Here is a 16,132-nt window from a genome sequence, read left to right on the forward strand (position 1 = left end):
TATCATTTTACGAAATCTATTTGGCGAAGAGCGAAGAGCGAAGAGCATGATCTTTGAACCGTCGGACGAAGAACTGACCGTTACGCTGCTTGTCCTGCCGGATTGTTCGCTGATGTCGCTGGCCGCGACGCTGGACCCGATGCGCGGCGCCAACCGCGTGACGGGCCGCTCGCTCTATCGCTGGCGCGTGGTCTCGCCGGACGGCAGCGATCCGGTCACGTCGAGCGGCCTCAAGGTTTCGGCGGACGGAAAATTCGAGGCTGGCGCGCAGGACATCCTCATCATCGTCAGCGCCTTTCACGCATTGGAACATGCGACGCCGAAGCTTCTCGCCATGCTGCGGCAGGCTGCCAAGCAATCGAAGCTCATCGTGGGTGTGGAAGCCGGATCATGGGTCCTGGCAAAGGCCGGATTGCTCAACGGCCGCAAGGCAACCACGCACTGGGAAGACCTGGAAGCATTTTCGCAGCGCTTTCCCGAAGTCGAAATGCAATCGGATCGCTGGGTGCGGGATGGGGCACTTCTGACGACCGGGGGTGCGGCCCCGGCGCTCGACATGATGCTGGCGCTCATTCGCGCCCGCCATGGTTACTCAATCGCGCTCGATGTCGCGAGCCTCTACGTCTATGATGAGGTGAAACAGGCTTCGGATGCGCAGCCGCTGGTCTCCCTCGGGAGATTGCTCAATCGCGAGCCGCGACTGGCCGACGCGATAAAGATCATGGAAACCCACATAGATCGCCCGATCCCTGTGTCGAGCGTGGCGCGCAGGCTGGGCCTTTCGACGCGCAGTCTCGAATTGCTGTTTGCCAATGTGATCGGCCAGTCACCGGGCAACTACTATCTGTCGCTCCGGCTGAAAGCTGCCCGGCGGCTGATCCTCGACACCCGTCTTTCCATGGCCGACACAGCAGAACAGACCGGCTTTTCGTCGATCAGTTCGCTGTCCCGCGCCTTCAAGCGGCATTTCGGTCAGTCGCCGAGCAAATTGAGGCAGTAAACGACTTACAGACCGAGACCCGACTTTACCGCAGCAAGCGCCGGCTTGCCGTCGGTAGTGGTCACACCGTCGAGCCATGCATCGAGCTGCGCCGGGTTGTCCTTGATCCATTTCGTGACGGCATCCTTGGCTTCCATGCCGTCGTTCAGGATCATGTTCATCATCGTGCTTTCCATCTCCGTGCTGAATTTCAGGTTCGACAGGAAGCGCGAGACATTGGGGCAGTCGGTTGCATACCCCTTGCGGGTCAGGGTCTCGACGGTGGCCGCACCATCGTCCGGCCCAAACAGGTTTTCGCCATTTTGCAGATAGGTCAGCTTGTAGCGAATGTTCATCGGATGCGGCGTCCAGGCGAAGAAAACGACAGGTTCATCCTTGCGCACCGCATTTTGAACCTGCGAAAGCATGGCCTGCTCGCTCGATTCCGCCAGCTGGAAATCCTTCAGGCCGAACTTGTCCTTCTCGATCATCGACTGGATCGTGGCATTGGCGCTGCTGCCAGCCTCAATGCCATAGATCTTGCCGCCAAGCTGATCCTTGAATTTGGCTATGTCGGCGTAGTTCTTGATGCCGAGATCCTTGCCCGTGGCGGCAAGACCGATCTTCGCGCCCTGAAGGTTCACACCGGCCTGCTCGACCTTTTTGCCCTCGATATAGGGTTTGCGCGCTTCCTCCTGAAGCGGCATCCAGTTGCCGAGGAAAATATCGATCTGACCGTTTTCCAGCGACTGGAAGGTGACAGGCACGGAAAGAATAGTCGTTTGCGGCTGATACCCGGCTTTTTCCAGCAGCAGGGAGGCAAGCGCCGTCGTTGCGGTAATGTCGGTCCAGCCGACATCGGAGAATTTGGGTGACTTGCAGGCTTCGCTTTCGGCAGCCTGCGCCTGCACGCTGGCAAGGCTGGCGACGCTGGCTGCAAGCAAAAGAAGTATGCGTTTCATTATCTTCTCCCCTTTGTTTTTATTGAGAACAACATGATAGGGGAAACAGGAAATACCTCTTCGCAATATACGCAATCATCTTTGCGTTTTGCGCAGCCTTTGGCCCTCAACCGTCCGGGCAGGTTTGGAAAAGCTGCCCAAAACCGGGACGAAATTTACCTGCCCGCACCATATTGCGCGTCGCTGACATGCTCCATCCAGTCCACGACCTTGCCGTCGAGCTGTTCCTGAATGGCGATATGGGTCATGGCGATGTTGGCCGATGCGCCGTGCCAGTGTTTCTCGCCGGGCTCGAACCAGACGACGTCGCCGGGCCGGATTTCCTCGATCGGCCCGCCTTCACGCTGCACGAGGCCAAGCCCGGCAGTGACGATCAGGGTCTGGCCAAGCGGATGCGTATGCCATGCCGTGCGAGCGCCGGGCTCGAAAGTCACGGTCGCCGCCGCCGCGCGCCTGGCATTGTTTGGAGAGAACAGCGGATCGATACGGACATTGCCCGTAAACCAGTCGGCTGGGCCTTTGCCGGAAGGATCGGTTCCGTTTCGCTTGATATCCATGGCGCGTTTCCTTTCGAATAAGAGAGACGCACCATAAATCAAGTCCGCGACGAGATCAGCGCCTTTTGGCGGGGTGCGCCTGCAAAATCACGTTATGCCGTTTTTCAAGCTCGACGTTGACCGCCTCGATTTCCCGCGCCTTGCGCGCATCGTCCCAGCCGAGTTCCCGCGCAACAATGCTGGCGATCGCAGCGAGATTGCTGGTCGTCAGCGCCCCGTCGATGGCAAGGGTCGTGCGCCGCAGTACGACATCCGCCAGGTGCACGACGAGTTCGTTGCGCGCGATCCATGCGATCTCCGTCGCGCTGATCGTTTCGGTTTCCGGCAACATCGTTACCGAGGCCCCGGCTTCCTCGCGGAGGATGGGCAGGGCCGTCGTGCCATAGCGCTTCAACAGGGTCTCGACCCGTGCGGCGGGCAACCGAGTTTCGGTGGCATATTTCGTCACCCAGGCCTTGCGGGCGCGATCATCGGCAGGATAGTCCCTGCCGCCACCAATGGCGAGATTGCGCGTGGACACCTGCCGGGTCTTGCCGAACCGGGTCAGAACCTTGTCGGCCACTTCCTCGGCAAAGCCCCGGAACGTTGTCCATTTGCCACCGACCAGCGCAATGATCGGGAACGGACGTTCGCTGTCCGGCTCGATCACTGGCGCGGAATGATCGCGGCTGATCAGGCCCGGTTCGGAAGCGTTGGACGCCGGAAGCGGGCGGATGCCGCTATAGGTATAGACGATCTGGCTGCGGTCGAATTTGAGCTTCGGCAGCAGCGAACGCAGGCTGTCGATGAAATAATCGGTCTCGTGATCGTCGCAACGTACATTGTCGGGATCATCGGATGGAATGTCGGTGGAACCCACCAGCGCCAGACCATGATAGTCGTAGACAAGGCAGATGCGCCCGTCATCCGCCTCGAAATAGATCATCCGCCCGTTAAGGCTCTTCACCAGTTCGGGGTGGTCGACAAGAATATGCGAGCCCTTGGTGCCGCCGATCATCTTGGTCGGTTTCCCGAGCGCGGCATTGACCCGGTCGATCCATGGCCCGGCCGCATTGATGACCAGCTTTGGCCTGACGGCGAATTTCGCACCGTCCGGCCCCTCGAAGCCCACCACGCCGTTTTCAGCGGAAATGAGCGTCATGAAATTGGCGGCAGCGCTTTTCGGACTGGCGCGCAGGCCGTCGCTCACGAGTTCATAGACCAGACGTTCCGGCTGGCTGACCTTTGCGTCGTGATAGATGCCGCCTGCCACGATTGCGGGCGTGATATAGGGCATTTCCTTCGTCGCCGTTTCCTTCAGCAGAAAACGGTGACGCGGCATGACGCGTTCGCGCGCGCCGAAATAGTCGTAGAGCGCCAGACCGATCTTGATCAGCACGGCGCCACGGCTGCGCGGCGCGGTCGTGGAACCGAACAGGGTGCGCAGCGCCGCCGTGATGCCCTTGGTCCATGAAAAGACGGGAATGAAGGTCGGCAGAGGCTCCACATTGTGCGGCGCGTTCTTCAGCAGCAGATTGCGCTCCAGCGTGGACTGCGCCACAAGACCGAACTCTCCGGTTTCCAGATATTTCAATCCGCCATGGATCAGCCGCGACGGGGCGGCGCTGGTGCCGGAACCGAAATCCGCCTTGTCGACGATCAGGCAGTTCACACCCTGCTCGCTTAGATCGCGAAAGAGCCCTGCCCCGTTGACGCCCGCACCGAGAATGAGCACATCCACGCCTTCGGCCTCAAGCTGTCCGATGCGGTTCTTCATCTGGGCCAGACTTACGAAATCATTCATGTCACTGTCTCTCTGGGCGAAGGACGCCCTTCATTTCAATCCGTGAGGGCTTCGATCTTCGGCCAGATCGGCCCGAGTGCCGACGCGATTTCCTTGAACAGCTGATAGCGCGTCTCATAGAGCGCGCTCCGCTCCGCATCCGGCTGATAGGTGCGGCCGATGGCATCGAGATCGCGCGGGTCGTTGTAGACATCGGCAAAGACACCGGCGCCCTTGCCAGCGCACAGCGCCGCACCCCATGCTGCCGCTTCATCCGTATCCGTCACCGTAACGGGCATGCCGAGCACATTGGCGAACATCTGCGCGAAAGCCGGACTGCGCGACACGCCACCCGTAAGCCGCGCGGCGGAAATCGCAAATCCGTCCTTCAGATGATCGACATGGATGCGGTGGTTGAAAGCAATGCCTTCCCACACAGCGCGCAGCATGTCGCCCCGATCCTGCCAGCCACGCAGACCGAAAAACGCGCCGCTCGCCATCGCCCCATAGGGCGAGCCGAAAAGATAAGGGTGGAACATCGCCGTCGAAGGCTTCGCCAGTGCCGAATCGATTTCCGGGCGCAGCATGTCGTGGATTGATCGCCCTGTTTCCTCCGCCTCGCGGCGTTCCGCCGGGCAGAGCTTGTCGAGGAACCAGTCATAATTGGCCGTCGATGCGGGCGAGATCGACATGTTGTTCCATTCGCCCGGCGCAATGCCGTTGCGGCAGAACCAGCTCTTGTCGACACGCGGTTCGGACGACAGCGTTTCGTTGATGGAATAGGTTCCGGCAACCACTGCAACGGTTCCGATGCCAAGCCCGCCCACGCCGAGCGCGGAGGCCGTCACGTCATGAAGCCCGCCGACAACCGGCGTACCGGCAACGAGACCGGTGCGCTTCGCGCATTCAGCCGAGACCTTGCCGACAATCTCATCGGAGCGCGACATGGGCGGCAGCGCGTCCCAAAGCGCATCGAGCCCGAACAGAGCGAGCGCTTCCTTCGAGTATTCCTGCGTGTTCACATCGGTAAAGGAGGTGGAGGCTTCGGTGCGATCCGTGCCCACGTCACCGGTGAGACAGAAGCGCAGCCAGTCCTTGCAGGCGATCACATGGGCGATGCGGCGGTAGCGTTCCGGCTCGTTTTCCTTCACCCATGCCAGAATGGCCGATGGCGCCGACGCATGGGGCAACTGGCCGGTAACGGCGATGGCGCGGTCCGCGACCGGGCTGTTCACCCAGCGCTCCGCCACATCCACGGCGCGGCTGTCGAGCGAGAGGATACCCGCGCCGAGCGGCCGGCGATCCTTGTCGAGCATATAGATGCCGTCGCCATGCGCAGTGGTGGCGATTGCCAGAACGTCGGAAGCTGGACGTCCGCTTTTGGCGATGGCTTCGGCAATCGCATCGGCGGTCGCATTCCAGAATTCATCCATGTCGCGTTCGACATGGCGCGGGCGCGGGAACGATTGCGCAACGCGGCGGCGCGCAACGGCAAGGGTGGTTCCGTCAACGTCGAACAATACGGCTTTGGTGACGGTGAGGCCGCTATCGATTCCGAGCAGAGAAGGCATGTATCGTATTCCTGATAAATATGCTGAGGCTAGTCCGGCCTGCCGCCTGTCCGGGCGCGCGCAACGACGACATTGATGCCTTGCGCCTCCATGCGCTCGATATGCGCAAAGGGCGTGTTCTCATCGACGATGACGACATCGAAATCGGTCAGGGCCCCGAAATTGTGCAGGGCGCGGCGCTCGAACTTTGTATGATCGGCCAGCAGGATGCGTTTGGCGGCGCAATCCAGCATGGCGCGCTTGGTCTCCACCATTTCCGGTGACTGGTGGAACAGAAGATCATCCGTGATCGCGGCAATCGATATGAAGGCCACATCGGCGCGAAGACGGCGAATTTCGTGGATGGTCATGCCGCCGACGAAGGCGTTGCACCAATTATAGAGCTGGCCGCCGAGACCGAGCAGCGTCACGTCCTTCATGTCGCGCAGTTCGTTCATCAGGATGAGCGAATTGGTGATAGCGGTCAGCGGCCCCTTTTCGGCCAGGTGCGGCACCATTTGCAGGACGGTGGTGGAATCGTCGAAGAAAATCGCCTGGCCGGGTTCGACGAACTGCATTGCCGCTTCGGCGATCAGTTTCTTTTCTTCCGACTGGCGGGTGACGCGATAAAGATCGCTTGCCTCGATCAGGCTTGTCGGCGCCGCCGACACGATGCCGCGCGACTTGCGAAACAGGCCGCGGCTCACCAGTTCATCGACGTCGCGATGCGCCGTCATCAGGCTGATGCCGAACCTTTCGGTCAGGTCCTCGATCCGCATCGAGCCTTCAGCCATTACAGTTTCCGCAATCTGCTGGCGCCGGACGAGCTGACGCGCATGCCGACTGTCATTCGGCACCTGCTCCGCCATAAGCTTGTCAATGCTTGCTTTGTTGCTCACTGCCATGCCCGTCACTTGTCCCCTTGCTTGCGCGTTCCGAAAGCTCCGGAATCGCCTGATAGGCTTCATATTGCGCGGTCTTCAGCCCCAAAATCCAGCGAGTGATTGCATGGGACTTTCTTGAGGAGAGGGACTTCTGGAAATACGCATCCCGGAAGCGGCTGGGCTGCCGGGATGCGCCTTGTTCAAACCTTACTGTTCGAGAACGAACGGCGAGGTGTACTTGTCGACATTGTCCTTGGTGATCAGGATGCAGTCGAAGAGCTGCTTTTCCTGATCGACGCCGGTCTTGCCGGTCTTGATGAAGTTGTCGGCCTGCTTGACGGCAGCTTCCGAGAACACGGCAACCGGCTGCAGAACGGTGTACTGCAATTCACCGGCCTTGATGGCTGCGACCGCATCCGGCGAACCGTCGAAACCGCCGACCTTGACCTGATCGAGCTTGCCGGCCTTCTTCAGAGCGGCAATCGCGCCCAGAGCCATTTCGTCGTTACCGGAGATGACGCCGATAATGTCCGGGTTGGCCTGAAGCAGGGCCTGCATCTTGTCGTGGCCCTGGGTACGGTCCCAGTTGGCGACGTCCTTGCCGGCCTTCACCAGATCGGGATACTGCGACAGAACGGTATCATAGCCGTTCGAGCGCGTTGCGGCGTTGTTGTCCGACGGCGAACCGAACAGTTCGACATACTTGCCCTTGTCGCCAACGCTTTCGACCCACTGGGTCGCGCCGAGGGCTGCGCCCTGCGCGTTGTTGGAAACGAGCTGCGCCTTGGCCAGGCCTTCCTGGTTGATTTCCGCATTGACGAGGAAAACCGGGATATTGGCGGCGATTGCGCGCTTGACCGCACCGACCGAACCGTCCGCATTGGCCGGATCGAGAATGATGGCCACCGACTTGTTGGTGATAGCGGTGTCGATCAGGTTGCTCTCGGTGTTGGTGTCGCCCTTGTGGCCACCGACAACAGCCTTGTAGCCGAGACCTTCGGCGGTCTTCTTGGCGATTTCACCTTCGGTGAACCAGTACGGGTTGGACGGATCGTTGACGATGATCGTCATCAGTCCTTCGGCCCAGGCCGTGCTGGCGATGAGAGGCAACGCTGCCGCAGCGGCGAACAGAACGCGCATTCCCTTCTTGAACATGGTCTCACTCCCTTAACATTTTTCGTTTGCGTTATGCCGGTTCCCCGGCGGTACTTATTTCCATCAGGCCGTTTTCGAGATCATGCGCCTTTCCGGAAACCTTTCGATACGCCCGAATTTCAGCGGCCCCACCCGGAACGGTGGGCAGAGCCGCTTTCGATTATCGCCGGGAGTATTGAATGCTGTTGAGCAGAACCGCGAGCACGATCACCGCGCCGGTAAAGACGGTCTGCCAGTAGGAGGACACGCCGATGATCACGAGGCCGTCGGAAAGGAAACCGATCACGAAGGCGCCGAGAAGCGTGCCCTGTATAGTACCGCGCCCCCCAGTGAGCGCAGCGCCACCGATAACCACGGCGGCGATTGCCGTGAGTTCGTAGGTGGTGCCTGCCGTCGGGCCTGCCGACGTCAGCTGCGAAGCAAGGATCAGACCGGCGATCGCAGCGCAGATGCCGGAAATGACATAGACCGACACCTTGACGCGCTTGACCGGCACGCCGGACAGTTCAGCCGCACGTTCATTGCCGCCCGATGCATAGAGCCAGCGGCCGAATGCGGTGCGGTTGAGAACGATGGCGCAGATGATGGCGAGAACCACCAGAACCAGAACACCGATCTGCACGCCGAACAGCTTGTTGAAGCCGAGCCAATCGAAGCCGGTATTGCCAAGCTCCGGCCGTCCGCCGAGATTGTTGTAAGTCAGGCCATTGGTCATCAGCAGCGCCACGCCGCGCGCGCAATAGAGAACGCCAAGCGTCGCAACGAAGGCTGGAACCCGCAGATAGGCAATCAGCACGCCATTGATCGCGCCGACGAACGCGCCAAGCGCACAGGTGATGATGACGACCGCCCATACCGGGAAATAAAGAATGACGCCGAAATGCTGCAAGGTGACGCCCTGCATCAGGAAACCGGCAACCACGCCCGCCAGCCCCAAAGTAGAGCCGACCGAAAGATCGATGCCGCCATTGAGGATGACGAGCAGCATGCCGATGGCAAGCAGGCCGAATATCGCCACATGCGACGACATGGTGAGGAAATTGTTGACCGTGAAATAATTCGGCGAAAGAAACGAGAAAACTGCAATGATCGCAATCAGCGAAAAGAACGCGCGGCCTTCGAGCAGCAGGTGCACGAGGCTGGTCTTTCGCTTCGCGCCGTTCGGAGCGGCTGTTTCCTTGTTGGTGCTTGTGACTGACATTCTATCAGTGCTCCATAACTATTCTTGAGCGTTTCTAGGAAAGGGGCGCTGGAACCGCTCTATCTATTTGTTTTTACGCATTATCCTACGCAAAACCGCTTCGCACTTTTGCTGGAAATGCTCTAATGACCGACCATGGCTTCGCCCGAGGCGGCCATGATCTTCTCCTTGGACACGTCCGATCCGAATTCGGCGGAGATGCGTCCACGGTGCATGACGATGATACGATGAGCGATGCTGAGGCATTCGCCGACTTCCGAGGTCGTATAGACGACGGCCAGGCCCTGCTTCGCCTTTTCGGCCAGAAGCTTGAACACTTCCGCCTTCGCGCCGATGTCGATGCCGCGGCTCGGCTCATCGAGCAGGATGACTTCCGGCTCGGTCGCCAGCATCTTGCCGATCACGACCTTCTGCTGGTTGCCGCCGGAAAGCGAACCGATTGCCGCTTCGCCGCCATCGGTCTTGATGTGCACATTCCGGATCGACTGATCGACAATCTGTTTCTCGCGTTTGCGCGATGTGAAAAGGCCCTTGGTCATCTCGGCGATGCTGGCGAGCGACAGGTTCTTGCCGACCGTCATCGTCTGCACGAGACCGTCGCGCTGGCGATCTTCCGGCACCAGCACAAGGCCCCGCTCGATGCGCTGCGCGATGGTGAGGCCGGAAACGTCCTGCCCTTTCAGGAGCACGCGTCCCCCGCTAGCCTTGAGACGACCGGCAACGGTTTCCAGCAATTCCGTGCGACCAGCCCCCATGAGGCCGTAGATGCAGACGATTTCACCGGCGCGCACATTGAGCGACATGCGGTCGACCAGCGAAAAGCCTGCGCCGCCCGGATCGGGAACGGTCAGGTTTTCGACAGAAAGCGCCACATCGCCCCATTCATATCCGGTGGGCGGCGAGCCGAGATCGAAGTTCTCGCCGACCATGTTGCGCACGATCCATTCCAGATCGATTTCCTCACGCGGCGCATAGGCAGTCATCGTTCCGTCGCGCAGCACAACCGCATGATTGGTGATCTGCAGCGCTTCTTCCAGATGATGCGAAATATAGACGATGGCGACGCCACGCGCCGTCAGGTCGCGGATGACCTTGAACAGGACTTCCACTTCCGAGGCGCTCAACGCCGAAGTGGGCTCATCCATGATGAGAATGCGCGAATTGACCGAAAGCGCGCGGGCGATTTCCACCACCTGCTGCTGGCCGAGACGCAGTTCCTCGACCGGCGTCAGCGGGTCGATGTCTTCTTCCAGTTCGGCCAGAAGCTCGCGCGTCAGCCGTTCTTCCTCGGCAAAATCGACGCCGGTGGCGGTGCGGATCTCGCGTCCCATGAAGATGTTGTCGCGCACATTCATGTTGGGCGCGAGGCTCAGCTCCTGATGGATGATCGAGATGCCGTGGTCGCGCGCTTCGGTGGACGAGTTGAACGTCACCGGTTCGCCGTCGAGAATGATCGTGCCGGAAGTCGGCTGGATGACGCCGGACAGCACTTTCATCAAGGTGGATTTCCCGGCGCCGTTTTCGCCGAAAAGCGTCGTGACCTGACCACGGCGGATTTCAAAATTCACGCCTTTCAGGGCATGAATGCGACCGTAGGATTTGGCGACGTTATGCGCGGCAAGAACGACATCGCCGTTTTTGCCTTCGATTTTGGGAGCGGTGCTCATTTCACTTCGAGCCCCACAGGCGTGACGAGCCAGTTCTTGGGATTGACCAGCTTGAACACGCCGACAACCGAAACGGTCTTGCCCGTCAGGTTTTCTACATCGACGCCCGAAAGCACCTGCTTCTTCATCTCGTTGTTCAGCGCCGAACCGGCGTTCTGATATTCGATCTGGTTCTTGAACTGGCCGAACTGGATTTCGCCGGTGGCATCGCGCAGGTCCGTGCCGTTGACGGCGGGGCCGGTCTGGATGCGGATCGCCATGCCTTCCGGCAGGCCTTCAACCTTCACGACATTGTAGTTGGACTTGCGCTCTTCCACGACGCCGGTGAACTTGACCGGGATGACCGGATTGACGTCGCCCACGCCATATTTCTTTCCGGCTGCAGCCTTATCGGCAGCGAGAGCCGTTCCGACTTCCACGGCATCGACGGCGCGCTGCTCGACGCTGGCCTTGACCTTGGGAAATTCGGTTGCGCCATAGGCATCGGGAGAGAAAGCCTGCTGGCGCACATCGGAATCAGACCCGATCTTCACGACCTTCGTGTCGAAAGCAATCGCGCCGACAACCACAACCGCAGCGATCACGCTCCAGACGATGGCGCGGCTCAGCTTGGCGGGTTTTTGTGAAACTTGACTGGTTTGTGCACTCATTATCAAACGCCTTCAGCAATTCTGCCGGATTGTCGTTATAGAAACAGAAGATGCGGCTGAATTCAGACCGCCCGGAGATCATCCTCGACCATCACGCCTGCCGGGTAGGCGAAAGCCTCCGCGAGAGCGGTGCAAGATGCGGCAGACGAGATCATGATATCCTCCACGTGAATTCCAGGGCCCCGCTCCTCCGTGCATCCTGGAACAGATGCGCCGCCCATCGGAACTTATGATAGCGGCGTGTTATTAACTCCAATAATGATGTTATAAAGCTCCAAAGCTGTCAATCGGATGTTTTCCAAACGCCGGTGAATTAGCATAATTTCGCGCTGAATCCCGATCACGATCCAGCGAAATCCACTACATAATCCGTTATCGGGCGCGTTATTCGCAGCTTTGACATTCATCGCCAGCCCGGATGGATCAGCAATCCGCGTCACTTAAATTATCATTTATATTCAAATATTTAAATTGAAGCCAACATAGAAGACAGCTCAACATATCGCGGAAGAACCCGGACAAAACCGCAAGCCGCCGCATAGCGATTTTCTCCACATTCACTCTTTGGTGAAAAAAAATGCGCACTCTCGAAAATTTTACAGACAAGGTGATAGCGTTATGTTATCTCCAGCTTACGCCATTGCCCGATTTCATTATAAACGGGGCCGCGAGCGATGTATTTTCAGTCGCGGGAGGAATCCAAATGTCAATGAAGGCAGATATCCGCCATGCGTAAGACAGGTGACATCATCATCGGGATCGACGCGGGCACGTCCGTGCTCAAGGCAGTCGCTTTCGACCTCAGCGGACGCCAGATCGAATCCGCGGCGGTTCGCAACAAATACGATACCGGCGACCATGGCGCGGTTACCCAGTCGCTTTCCCAGACATGGCAGGATTGCGCGCGCGCCTTGCGCGATCTCGGCGCCAAGTTGCCGGGCCTTGCCGAACGCACCGCGGCGATTGCCGTCACCGGACAGGGCGACGGAACCTGGCTTGTGGGCCACGGCAACCAGCCGGTTGGCGACGCCTGGCTGTGGCTTGATGCCCGCGCCGCCTCCACCGTCACGCGGCTTGCCGCCGGGCCCATGAACCGCGCGCGCTTTGAAGCGACCGGCACGGGACTCAATACCTGCCAGCAGGGCTCGCAGATGGCGCATATGGACGCCACCGCGCCGGAGCTTCTGGACAATGCGGAAGCAGCCCTTCACTGCAAGGACTGGCTCTATCTCAATCTCACCGGCGTTCGCGCCACCGATCCGTCGGAAGCAAGCTTCACCTTCGGCAATTTCCGCAATCGTCAGTATGATGACGTGGTGATCGAGGCCCTCGGCCTGACGAAGCGCCGCGGATTGCTGCCGGAGATCATCGACGGCACCGAAGTCCAGCATCCGCTATCCCCCGAAGCGGCGGCTGCAACGGGTCTGCGGGCGGGGACGCCGGTGAGCCTTGCCTATGTGGATATGGCGATGACTGCGCTTGGTGCGGGCGTGCGCGGCGGTACGGCTGACGCCGGATGCTCGACCATCGGCTCCACCGGCGTGCATATGCGCGCAAAGCCGGTGGCCGATATTCATCTGAACAAGGAAGGCACCGGCTACGTCATCGCGCTGCCGATCCCCGGCATCGTCACGCAGGTGCAGACCAACATGGGCGCGACCATCAATATCGACTGGATATTGCAGGTCGCAGCCGATCTCATGTCGACGCCGGACAAGCCGGTTTCGCTTGGCGATCTCATTCCCCGCCTCGATGACTGGTTCAATGCCAGCCGTCCCGGCGCCATCCTCTATCACCCGTATATTTCGGAAGCTGGCGAGCGCGGCCCCTTTGTCAATGCCGATGCGCGGGCCGGTTTCATCGGGCTTTCCAGCCGCGACCGTTTTCCGGAACTGGTGCGTTCGGTCGTGGAAGGCCTCGGCATGGCGACGCGCGATTGCTACGCGGCAATGGGCGAAATGCCTGCCGAACTGCGCATCACCGGCGGCGCTGCCCGCTCGAAGGCGCTGCGCGGCACGCTGTCGGCTGCCGTCAACGCGCCTGTGCGCGTTTCGGCCCGCGAGGAAGCGGGCGCGGCGGGTGCTGCCATGATGGCCGCCGTGGCCATCGGCGCCTATCCGACCATGGACGACTGCATCGCCGAATGGGTGGAACCGCTGCTGGGCGCGGGCGAAGCCCCGGATGCGGCGCGCGCACGGCATTATGAAGAACTTTTCGTTGCCTATCGGGAAGCGCGACTGGCTCTGACGCCGGTCTGGGACAAGCTCGCTTCCGGCAAATAAGGAAATATTGAAATGGCTGAACCGGAAACCTGCGACCTGTTTGTAATCGGCGGCGGCATCAACGGCGCGGGCGTGGCCCGCGACGCTGCCGGGCGCGGCCTCAAGGTCGTGCTGGCGGAAAAGGACGATCTGGCGCAGGGAACCTCGTCGCGCTCCGGCAAGCTGGTGCATGGGGGCTTGCGCTATCTCGAATATTATGAATTCCGCCTCGTACGGGAAGCGCTGATCGAGCGCGAAGTGCTTTTGAACGCCGCTCCCCACATCATCTGGCCGATGCGTTTTGTGCTGCCGCACAGCCCGCAGGACCGTCCGGCCTGGCTGGTGCGGCTCGGCCTGTTCCTCTACGACCATCTCGGTGGCCGCAAGAAGCTGCCCGGCACGCGCACGCTCGATCTGCGCCGCGACCCGGAAGGCACGCCGATCCTCGACCAATACACCAAGGGTTTTGAATATTCCGACTGCTGGGTGGACGATGCCCGCCTCGTGGCCCTCAATGCGGTGGGCGCTGCCGAAAAGGGCGCAACCATCCTCACCCGCACGCCTGTCGTCTCCGCACGTCGCGAGAAAGGCGGCTGGATCGTGGAAACGAAGAACCGCGACACGGGCGAGACCCGCACATTCCGCGCGCGCTGCATCGTCAACTGCGCCGGACCATGGGTCACGGATGTCATTCACAATGTCGCCGGTTCCAACTCGTCGCGCAATGTGCGCCTCGTCAAGGGCAGCCACATCATCGTTCCGAAATTCTGGTCGGGCGCGAATGCCTATCTCGTCCAGAACCACGACAAGCGCGTGATCTTCATCAACCCTTATGAGGGCGACAAGGCGCTGATCGGCACCACCGACATCGCCTATGAAGGGCGCGCCGAAGATGTTGCGGCGGATGAGAAGGAAATCGAATATCTGCTGACCGCCGTGAACCGCTATTTCAAGGAAAAGCTCAGGCGTGAAGACGTGCTGCATTCCTTCTCCGGCGTGCGCCCGCTGTTTGACGACGGCAAGGGCAATCCTTCCGCCGTCACCCGCGACTACGTCTTCGACCTCGATGAAACCAACGATGCGCCGTTGCTCAACGTCTTCGGCGGCAAGATCACCACCTTCCGCGAACTGGCGGAACGCGGCATGCATCGCCTCAAGCACATTTTCCCGAAAATGGGCGGCGACTGGACGCATGGCGCACCGCTTCCCGGCGGCGAAATCGCCAATGCCGATTATGAAACCTTCGCCAATTCCCTGCGCGACACCTATCCGTGGATGCCGCGCACGCTCGTCCATCATTACGGGCGTCTCTATGGCGCACGCACGAAGGACGTGGTTGCAGGCGCGCAGAACCTCGAAGGGCTTGGCCGTCATTTCGGCGGCAACTTCCATGAAGCGGAAGTGCGCTATCTGGTGGCAAAAGAATGGGCGAAGACGGCGGAAGACATTCTCTATCGCCGCACCAAGCATTACCTGCACCTGACAGAAGCCGAACGCGCCGCATTCGTGGAATGGTTCGACAACGCTAAAATCGTCGCTTGAGGACACATCATGGCGCTGACGCTTTCGCTGAATACCAATCCGCTTGTGAACCGCTTTGCCGAGCCGGGCGACCTGATCGAAACGGTTGCCCGCGACCTGCGCCTGCGCGACCTCCAGCTGACCCATGAATTCATCAATCCGAGCTGGCAGGCTTCGACCATCCGTCGCCTGACGCGCGACATGGACAAGGCCTTGCAGCGCACCGGCGTCCGTGTCACTTCGGGCATGACCGGCCCCTATGGCCGCCTCAACCATTTCGGCCATCCCGATGCGGAAGTGCGCCGCTACTATGTCGACTGGTTCAAGACCTTTGCCGACATTATCGGCGACCTTGGCGGCAAGTCGGTCGGTACGCAGTTCGCTATCTTCACCTACAAGGATTTCGATGATCCGGCGCGCCGCGAAGACCTGATCAAGATCGCCATCGACTGCTGGGCCGAAGTGGCCGAACATGCGGCTGGCGCCGGTCTCGACTATGTGTTCTGGGAGCCGATGAGCATCGGGCGCGAGTTCGGCGAGACGATTGCCGAATGCATGAAGCTTCAGGATCGCCTCACCGCCGCCGACATGGCGATCCCCATGTGGATGATGGCCGACATCGACCATGGCGACGTCACCTCGTCCAACCCGGACGATTATGACCCTTACGCCTGGGCGCGGGCCGTGCCGAAGGTCTCGCCGATCATTCACATCAAGCAGAGCCTGATGGACAAGGGCGGGCATCGCCCGTTCACCGCCGCGTTCAACGCCAAGGGCCGCATCCAGCCGGAACCACTCCTCAAAGCCTTTGCCGAAGGCGGCGCGGTTGATAATGAAATCTGCCTGGAGCTTTCCTTCAAGGAGCGCGAGCCGAACGACCGCGAAGTCATCCCGCAGATTGCGGAAAGTGTGGCTTTCTGGGCTCCCCACATTGACACCGGCGCCAAGGACTTGAAAATATAGGTAATTTCAGGAACCGGACC

13 protein-coding genes and 1 pseudogene are annotated in these 16,132 nt (G+C 60.2%); 5 read left to right on the plus strand and 9 right to left on the minus strand.

Going from position 1 to position 16,132, the window contains the following annotated elements; all coding sequences use genetic code 11:
• Positions 1 to 46 precede the first annotated feature (46 nt).
• Positions 47 to 1,000, plus strand: coding sequence for a GlxA family transcriptional regulator (locus tag JNC63_RS02375; RefSeq protein WP_006468395.1), 954 nt, complete (start codon positions 47 to 49; stop codon positions 998 to 1,000).
• Positions 1,001 to 1,005: 5 nt separating this feature from the next.
• Here the strand turns inward: JNC63_RS02375 and choX are convergent, their stop codons facing one another.
• From choX to JNC63_RS02420, 9 genes are all read right to left on the minus strand, one after another.
• Positions 1,006 to 1,941 (minus strand): choline ABC transporter substrate-binding protein, encoded by a 936-nt coding sequence (gene choX, locus JNC63_RS02380; protein ID WP_006472456.1) that lies wholly within the window; start codon positions 1,939 to 1,941, stop codon positions 1,006 to 1,008.
• A 155-nt stretch (positions 1,942 to 2,096) separates the two neighbouring features.
• Complete coding sequence (locus JNC63_RS02385; RefSeq protein WP_006472455.1) at positions 2,097 to 2,498, minus strand: (R)-mandelonitrile lyase; 402 nt, start codon at positions 2,496 to 2,498, stop codon at positions 2,097 to 2,099.
• 55 nt (positions 2,499 to 2,553) lie between these two features.
• Positions 2,554 to 4,281: a glycerol-3-phosphate dehydrogenase/oxidase gene (locus JNC63_RS02390; protein ID WP_006468392.1), complete on the minus strand. Its 1,728-nt coding sequence runs from the start codon at positions 4,279 to 4,281 to the stop codon at positions 2,554 to 2,556.
• A gap of 35 nt (positions 4,282 to 4,316) precedes the next feature.
• On the minus strand, positions 4,317 to 5,831 hold the full coding sequence (locus JNC63_RS02395) for an FGGY-family carbohydrate kinase (RefSeq protein ID WP_006468391.1): 1,515 nt from the start codon (positions 5,829 to 5,831) through the stop codon (positions 4,317 to 4,319).
• Positions 5,832 to 5,860: 29 nt separating this feature from the next.
• Positions 5,861 to 6,715 carry a DeoR/GlpR family DNA-binding transcription regulator gene (locus tag JNC63_RS02400; protein ID WP_006468390.1) on the minus strand — a complete coding sequence of 285 codons (855 nt, stop codon included), beginning with the start codon at positions 6,713 to 6,715 and terminating at the stop codon, positions 5,861 to 5,863.
• Between the two features lie 186 nt (positions 6,716 to 6,901).
• Complete coding sequence (locus JNC63_RS02405; protein ID WP_006468388.1) at positions 6,902 to 7,849, minus strand: D-ribose ABC transporter substrate-binding protein; 948 nt, start codon at positions 7,847 to 7,849, stop codon at positions 6,902 to 6,904.
• 160 nt (positions 7,850 to 8,009) lie between these two features.
• A complete protein-coding gene (locus JNC63_RS02410) occupies positions 8,010 to 9,050 on the minus strand; it encodes an ABC transporter permease (RefSeq protein ID WP_006468387.1) in 1,041 nt (346 codons plus the stop codon).
• A gap of 122 nt (positions 9,051 to 9,172) precedes the next feature.
• Positions 9,173 to 10,717 (minus strand): sugar ABC transporter ATP-binding protein, encoded by a 1,545-nt coding sequence (locus JNC63_RS02415; protein WP_006468385.1) that lies wholly within the window; start codon positions 10,715 to 10,717, stop codon positions 9,173 to 9,175.
• Positions 10,714 to 11,367: a DUF2291 family protein gene (locus tag JNC63_RS02420; protein ID WP_006472454.1), complete on the minus strand. Its 654-nt coding sequence runs from the start codon at positions 11,365 to 11,367 to the stop codon at positions 10,714 to 10,716. Before JNC63_RS02420 ends, JNC63_RS02415 begins: the two co-directional genes overlap by 4 nt.
• On the opposite strand from JNC63_RS02420, the pseudogene JNC63_RS02425 reads away from it, so the two are divergent.
• The 4 genes and pseudogenes from JNC63_RS02425 to JNC63_RS02440 form a co-directional block, all read left to right on the plus strand.
• A pseudogene (locus JNC63_RS02425) lies at positions 11,347 to 11,464 on the plus strand (ATP-binding protein); the annotation flags it as partial. The gene JNC63_RS02420 and the pseudogene JNC63_RS02425 overlap by 21 nt on opposite strands.
• 631 nt (positions 11,465 to 12,095) lie before the next feature.
• Positions 12,096 to 13,649: an FGGY-family carbohydrate kinase gene (locus JNC63_RS02430; RefSeq protein ID WP_006468380.1), complete on the plus strand. Its 1,554-nt coding sequence runs from the start codon at positions 12,096 to 12,098 to the stop codon at positions 13,647 to 13,649.
• Between the two features lie 12 nt (positions 13,650 to 13,661).
• Positions 13,662 to 15,170: a glycerol-3-phosphate dehydrogenase gene (locus JNC63_RS02435; protein WP_006468379.1), complete on the plus strand. Its 1,509-nt coding sequence runs from the start codon at positions 13,662 to 13,664 to the stop codon at positions 15,168 to 15,170.
• A gap of 9 nt (positions 15,171 to 15,179) precedes the next feature.
• On the plus strand, positions 15,180 to 16,112 hold the full coding sequence (locus JNC63_RS02440) for a sugar phosphate isomerase/epimerase family protein (RefSeq protein WP_006468378.1): 933 nt from the start codon (positions 15,180 to 15,182) through the stop codon (positions 16,110 to 16,112).
• The last annotated feature ends 20 nt before the right edge of the window (positions 16,113 to 16,132 follow it).

It is taken from the genome of Brucella ciceri, from assembly GCF_041930145.1.
Classification (GTDB): domain Bacteria; phylum Pseudomonadota; class Alphaproteobacteria; order Rhizobiales; family Rhizobiaceae; genus Brucella; species Brucella intermedia.